Genomic DNA, 7,439 nt, shown 5'->3' on the forward strand with positions numbered 1-7,439 from the left:
CAGTCTGTTTATTGCATCCTGACCATAAGAATGTTCGCCGGACCTTTTACCTACATATACTTTTATGGCATTTGGCCCTGCGTAATCCAGCACGCCCTCATTCACCAAAGCATCATATAAGATCACATCTGCATTTTTCAATGCATTGGCACCTTTCACGGTGATCAGTTCAGGATCACCCGGACCAGCGCCTACCAGCGTGATCCTTGGTTCCTTCCTGCCTATTTTTTTATCAATCATGACACTTTTTCCGCTCTCGCAGTTTTTATACCATTGTAAAACTCTTCCAAAGATGCCAGGTATGCCGTAGCAAATTCTTCAGAAGGCTCATGTTTATTGATCTCCAGTACCAGATCAGCAAATGAACTTTCCAGTTGTACCTCTCCTGTTTGTACATAGTGATTGTCAAACTCACGGATGATACCGATTTGAGTACTGCTGTTCACTCCTTTATCCAAAAGCAATGCTTTAGCAGCGCTTACATATACTGCATAGGTATGATAAATTGAATCCGCCCAGGCACCGGCTTCATAAGATGCCCTTGCCCAGCTCAATTTTTCTTCAGATTCTAACAATAAGGTAGCCACAAGGTCAATCACCACACCCGCACATTCTCCAACACCGATGGCAGTTACAAAAGTTTCCTCATGGCCCCAGTCTACAAACTCCTCATCCTTCAGGTTGGTCAGGTCAGCCAGTGGTTTCAACAACTGATAGAAATAATCTTTAGTCTGCCTGTCGTAATACGCATGAAAGTTCTCGCCATCGGCGACATTGGCTGCAAAATCATTTAGCAGCACCCTTAATACATCAGTTGCACGTTTAGACGGGGCTTTAATCACCCTTTCCGCTACCCGGCCCTCACCATCGCCAACAGTACCACCGCCCAGCATCACCTGCACCGCAGGTACGACCTTGCCATTGGCCTTTACAGAGCTCCCGTGAAAACCGATCTCGGCCAAACCATGCTGTCCGCAAGAGTTCATACAGCCGCTTATTTTTATATTGAGTTGTTTTTCATGAACCAGCTCAGGATATTCATCGTAGATCACGTCTTCCAGTGCCACAGAAAGTGACATCGAATTTGATATTCCAAGGTTACAGGTATCTGTGCCCGGGCAGGTGGTCACATCGGCCACACTGTCAAAACCCGCTTTAGCAAAACCCAGCTCTTTCAATGCAACAAATAAACCTGGCAGACCAGCTTCCCTGGCAAACTTCAGCATCAGACCCTGATTTTGGGTGATCCTGATCTCGTCAGCCACATACGGGCTAATCGCCGCCACCAACTTACGAGCCTCTTCTGTAGGAATATCGCCCTTGGTTACCTTAATATATACCGCAAAAAAACCTTCCTGTTTCTGCGGAACCACATTGGTGGCTCTCCACACTTTATAATCCAGACTATTGACCACCTCATCCAGTACCGGATATTCAATAGCCTCAGGAACTGAGGGCTGCGCCACAGTGTCGCGGTCTATTTTAAAAGATTTTACTTTATTTGCTACACGTTCCTCTTCTATCAGTCTCAATACCTCATCCAGTCCCAGTTTTTGAATCAAGTACTTCAGGCGCGCCTTATTACGGTTTGTTCTTTCACCATAGCGGTCAAACACCCGTAGCATCGCCTCCGCATATGGAATGATCTGGTCTTCATGCAAAAACTCATGAACCAGGTTAGCCAAAAAAGGCTGTGCACCCAGGCCGCCGCCCAGCATCACCTTAAAACCACGTTCACCTTTGTCATTGATCTTTGGAATAAATCCAAGATCATGTATATAGCTGAAAGCTGAATCGTTCTCATCAGAAGAGAAAGAAAATTTAATTTTCCTGCCCATTTCCTGGCAGATCGGATTCCTTAGAAAATAGCTGAAAAATGCATGCGCATAAGGGGACACATCAAAAGGTTCATTCGGGTTGATGCCAGAATCAGGTGAAGAAGTGACGTTCCTGACCGTATTTCCGCAAGCCTCGCGAATGGTCACATCATCCTGCTCCAGTTCTTCCCATAGCTCAGGAGTTCTGTCCAGACTTACATAGTGGATCTGGATGTCCTGACGGGTGGTCAGGTGCAGGTTCCTGCTCGCGTATTTATCAGATACGTCAGAGATGCGCAGGATCTGTTTGAAAGTTACCTTACCGAAAGGTAGCTTGATCCGGATCATCTGAACCCCCGGCTGTCTTTGGCCATAGATGCCGCGCGCAAGACGCAGACTTCTGAATTTCTCATCATGGATCTTACCTTCGCGAAATTCCCTGATCTTTTTTTCCAGATCTATGATGTCTTTTTCGACAATAGGATTCTCTAACTCTGTTCTAAAGCTTTGCATGTCAATTGGTTATTTTAAAAAAAGCCTCTCCGTTTTTTGGACCGAAGAAGCTTTAAATATTTAATTTCAACAGTCTGCAGGATTACCAGTACATGCAATGCACATTCGGGTAGGTCAGTCTGTTGATTGTTTTGTTCATAAAGCAAATATATAAAGTATAGGGACTTAGTAGTATATTAATAATGTCAAATTATTATAACTCACTAAAATACAGATATTTATTTTATAATACAGAATGATTCTATTGTTTTTTAAAAGCATCAAAAGAGGCGCCATTAATGAAGCTCCGGCAATGTCTTTCACAAAGAAAATGTACAGGTGGTCCGCAGCCTGGCAAACAGTCAGGCTGGAGGGCCTTAGCCCCTGAGGTGCCAGCTTTTTGGTTTCGTAAATGCCCTCAATCCCTGATGTGACAATGTAGCCCCTATGCCTGAATGCTTCCTGCCGCTCCATGGAAGTCCTGCACTTACCCGGTCACAACAGTTCCAGTACCCTGTACCGGAATCTATCTGTGCAAGAATTTGTCTGGCCCGGTCCATGCTTTCGGAATAAACAGAAGCAGTAAGGCCATATGCCGTGTCCTGCATCAGTTTTATAGCCTCCTGATCATTCTTTACCTTCATGATGCCTATAATAGGACCAAAGCTCTCCTCCTTCATCACTTTCATGCTGTGATCTACACTGGTCAGAACAGTAGGTTCAAAATAATTCCCTTTACCTTCAATGATGTTCCCCCCTGTTAGCAATGTTGCCTGTTTCTGAAGCGCATCCTTCACCTGATTTTCCAGCAAGCCAGGCTGCTCTTTCCTGGTTAAAGCCCCTATATAAACCCCCTCCTCATTTGGCAGACCAATTTTCCATGATTTGACCTCCTTTACAAAAGCGTCGACATATTTATCATATACTTTTTCATGGACATAAATCCGTTCCACAGAACAGCAGCTTTGACCATTGTTATAAAATGCCCCGTCAGCAGTTCCCGCAGCAATACCTGCGATATCCTTTACATCATCAGTCACATACAGGGGATCTTTCCCTCCCAATTCCAGCTGGCAGGGAACCATCTTAGGTGCCACACGTTCATAGATGTATTTACCGGTCTGGTAAGATCCCGTGAAAAAGTACCCGTTAAAATTCATGTAAAGTAAATGCGCACCAGTTTCTTTAGCGCCGACGGCAACCTTAAATACATCAGCGGGAACCCCGGCACGATTGAGCAGTTTTTCGATCTCAAGTCCTGTTAGTGTGGCGTACTCAGACGGTTTATACATCACGGCATTACCCGCAAGTAAGGCCGGAATAAAAACATTTACTCCAACCAGATAAGGGTAATTCCAGGCGGAGATATTACAGACGACTCCCAAAGGTTCGTAAGAAATCAATTCCTTTAAATCTGGTCCGTCAGTCACAATTTCATCAGAAAGATATTGTACCGCATGATCCAGCATCCATCGGATCCTTGCTCTCGCACCATTGATTTCATTTCGTGATTGCTGCAGTGGTTTACCTACCTCCTCAGTCAGAATCCGGGCAAGATGCGCTATTTCCTCATCCAGCAACTGATAAAATTTTTCGATGACCGCAATGCGTTCATCCAGACTTCTGGATGCCCATGCCACCTGTCCGGATTTAAGCAACAGGTATTTATGTGCCAGCGATTTGCTGTCATCTTCATTTACTGTTACAATAATTTCTCCTGAAGCCGGGTTTACAATATTCATCATTTATAATTTATAACTTCCTTATTAAATTGTTCTTTAACCTAGAGTGCCTTTAAATAAAGCTGTTTAAAATCTGATCTGCTCACCGGCTTAGGATTATTCGGATGCGCGAAATCTGCAAAGGCAAGGTCTGAAAGGGTCTCTATGTGTTCTTCTTTTACCCCAATATCCCTTAAATGATGCGGAATATTCACCTGGGTATTCAGATCAAAAAGATATTTCACCACTGCTTTGCCCGTTTCTTCTTTCAGCTCCAGTGTCCTGGAAATCCTGCGAAATTTGTCCTCAAAGCCTGAAATATTAAATTCCATGCCATAAGGCAGATTGACCGCATTGGCCAGTCCATGGTGTGTATCCAGCAAAGAAGAAAGCGGATGCGCAAGCGAATGCACAACACCAAGTCCTTTCTGAAATGCGATAGCGCCCATCATAGAAGCCATCAGCATTTTGCTCCTGCTCTCCAGATCAGGTTTGTTGGTGGCCTGTACCAGCGAATCTTTGATGAGCGCTATTCCTTCCAGCGCGATCCCGTCACACAGCGGGTGCGGATTTTTAGCCAGAAATGCTTCCATATTGTGCGTAAGGGCATCCATACCGGTAGCGGCAGTAATAAAAGCCGGAAGATCCATAGTCAATGCAGGATCTGCAAATACAATCTTTGCCATCAGCCTGGGCGAAAAAAGTATTTTCTTTTGATGGGTTTCATCATCTGCGATGATTGCACTCCTGCCGACCTCGCTTCCTGTACCTGATGTCGTAGGAACCGTAATGAAATGGGGAACATCATTGGTGACATAAATATCGCCGCCAATAAGGTCGTCATATTTAAAAAGGTCTTCACGGTGATTGACGCGCAATACAATTGCCCTGGCGACATCCAGTGCGGCACCACCGCCTATACCAATTATGCTGTCTCTTGAAGTACCATCCCAGACATCAGCACCTTTATACACGTCACTTTTTACCGGATTCTTATGGATCTCACTGAATACCTCTGCTGAAATCTGATGCTGCTCCAGGTCTGATACGATCGCTTTAAAAAATGGTAATGCGGCAATTGTCGGATCCGTTACGATCATAGGCCGCTTCAGGCCGTGTTGTTGTAAATATGCAGGCAATTCTTTAATCGCTCCTGCCCCAAACCGAATTGTAGTGGGAAAATTATACTGATAAACCCTATCAAATGTCATATCCTTTTTTCACTTAAATAATTTCAAAGTATCTCTTAAATTCCCAGTCGGTGACCACTTTCGCGTATTGCCGCCACTCCCATTCCCTGGTCAGCGTAAAATGCTCGACAAACGCTTCACCAAACAGCTCTCTGGCTACAGCAGAACCTTTCATCCGCTGGGTTGCTTCATGGAGATTCCCCGGCAATACCCCATTAGAGATGTCGCGATAGCCATTGCCTTCAGTAGCGGCCTTTTCCAGCTTCATGTTGTTCCTGATCCCATACAATCCTGCTGCCAGGCAGGCAGATAAGGCCAGATAAGGATTGGTATCAGAACCCACAACCCGTGTTTCCAGCCTTGTTGCTTTAGGATTACCCGGCAGGGCGCGGAGCGCAACTGTTCTGTTGTCTATACCCCAGGTCAGCGTTGTCGGTGCCCAGGCTCCTTCTACCAGACGCTTATAGCTATTAATAGTAGGTGCGATCATCGGCAGAATATGCGGCAGGCAATAAAGCTGCCCTGCAATATAGCTTTTCATCAAACTGCTCATCCGGCGTTCATCCGTTTCATCATAAAAGAGATTATTTTTCGCGTCCGGATCCCATAAACTCTGATGCACATGCCCGCTGCAGCCCGGCAGGTTTTCACTGATCTTGGCCATAAAAGTAGCCATGACACCATGTTTATAGGCAATTTCCTTTACAGCTGTTTTAAATAAAGCTGCCTGATCTGCAGCCTGCAAAACAGGTGCATATTTAATGGCCGCCTCATAAACCCCCGGACCTGTTTCCGTATGCAGTCCTTCTATAGGTACCCCAAACTTACAGAGCTGATCAAATAAATCGCTCATGTATTCATTTTTCAGACTGCTGCGCAAAATGGAATATCCGAACATTCCCGGACTCAGCGGGGTTAAGTTCTGAAAGTTTTTCTGATGTGCGGTTTCGGGAGTTTCCGCAAAATTGAACCATTCGAATTCCTGTGAAAAGTACGGAAAGAACCCAGCCTGCTGCGTGTCTGACAATACTTTCCTAAGCAATTGCCGGGGGCAAACTACACCTGCCTTATCCTGCTCATCCATAAAATCTCCGAGAAAGAAAGGGATGTCATTTTCCCAGGGAATTTTGCGAAAGGTTTCCAGATCCAGTTTCACCAGGGCATCAGGATAACCAGTATGCCAGCCTGTAAACTTTACATTGTCGTAGGCTGCATCACCCATATCCCAGCCGAAGGTTACATCACAAAAACCCAGTCTGCCCGCAGCTATAGAGGAAAACTTCTCGGCTGAAATGTATTTGCCGCGCAGTACCCCATCAATATCTGTAACCGCCACTTTGACTTTACCTGAGGGGTGGTGCTTTACATAGTCTAAAATTTCCTGTGTGGTCATGAATCAGATCTTTTAAAAATTCTGTACAACAAAAAGGTGATCAGTAAAATGGAGAAATAGATCAGCCCGAGCTTTACGTTAAAAATAAGCATTGCAATGATAGATACAGTTGCAATGATCAATGAGATGATGGGAAATGCAGGGTAAAAAGGCACACGAAAAGGCCTTGGTAAATCCGGTTCCCGTTTTCTCAATATCAGGATAGAGATCATGGAAATGATATACAGCGTGAGTGCACCAAAAACCGATACAATGATGATCTCGGAAGTCTTTCCTGACAACAGGGCTAGTATACCGATGACCATATTGCCAATCAAGGCATTTGCAGGTGTATGAAAACGCGGAGAAATCTTACCTAAAAAAGAGGGCACATTGTGTACACGGCCCATCTCATAGGTGGAGCGGCCTGCGGCGAGGATCAATCCGTGAAAAGAGGCTACCAATCCGAACAGGCCTACTGTAATGAGCAGGTGATACATGAAGTGACTGCTGCCGGTTATTTTGGCCAGGGCAAGCGGCAGCGGCGAATCTGAAGTTTCTCCACCAACGCCATTTTTATAGACGATGGCCTCCCAACCTGCAATTCCCGTCGCTGTAAAAAAAATCAGGACACATAAAACTGCCAGTGTAAATATGGCCCATCCGAAACCTTTACTGATGTCTCTCTGTGGATTTTTTGTTTCTTCTGCTACATTGGCAATCCCTTCTATGCCCAGGAAAAACCAGATGGCAAAAGGTATGGCACCGAACACCCCTGTCCAGCCATTCGGCCAGGCATTGTGCGTCAGGTTGGTCATTTCGAATCTTGGCACTGCAATACCCGAGA

The 7,439-nt window shown here is 45.2% G+C and carries 6 protein-coding genes; all 6 read right to left on the minus strand.

Annotated features, from left to right (window positions below; all coding sequences use genetic code 11):
- A partial coding sequence (locus VK541_RS05790; RefSeq protein WP_324367831.1) for a uroporphyrinogen-III C-methyltransferase occupies positions 1 to 240 on the minus strand: 240 nt, incomplete at its 3' end.
- Complete coding sequence (locus tag VK541_RS05795; RefSeq protein WP_324367833.1) at positions 237 to 2,330, minus strand: nitrite reductase; 2,094 nt, start codon at positions 2,328 to 2,330, stop codon at positions 237 to 239. The genes VK541_RS05790 and VK541_RS05795, both read right to left, overlap by 4 nt.
- Positions 2,331 to 2,686: 356 nt before the next feature.
- The gene (locus tag VK541_RS05800; protein ID WP_324367835.1) at positions 2,687 to 4,054 is read right to left on the minus strand and encodes an aldehyde dehydrogenase family protein; all 1,368 of its coding nucleotides are present in this window, start codon (positions 4,052 to 4,054) and stop codon (positions 2,687 to 2,689) included.
- Between the two features lie 38 nt (positions 4,055 to 4,092).
- Positions 4,093 to 5,241: an iron-containing alcohol dehydrogenase gene (locus VK541_RS05805; RefSeq protein WP_324367837.1), complete on the minus strand. Its 1,149-nt coding sequence runs from the start codon at positions 5,239 to 5,241 to the stop codon at positions 4,093 to 4,095.
- 13 nt (positions 5,242 to 5,254) lie between these two features.
- A complete protein-coding gene (locus VK541_RS05810; RefSeq protein WP_324367839.1) occupies positions 5,255 to 6,613 on the minus strand; it encodes a glutamine synthetase family protein in 1,359 nt (452 codons plus the stop codon).
- Positions 6,610 to 7,439: amino acid permease (locus VK541_RS05815; protein WP_324367841.1), on the minus strand; the 830-nt coding region annotated here is incomplete at its 5' end. The genes VK541_RS05810 and VK541_RS05815, both read right to left, overlap by 4 nt.

Source organism: Pedobacter sp., assembly GCF_035317785.1.
Lineage (GTDB): Bacteria > Bacteroidota > Bacteroidia > Sphingobacteriales > Sphingobacteriaceae > Pedobacter.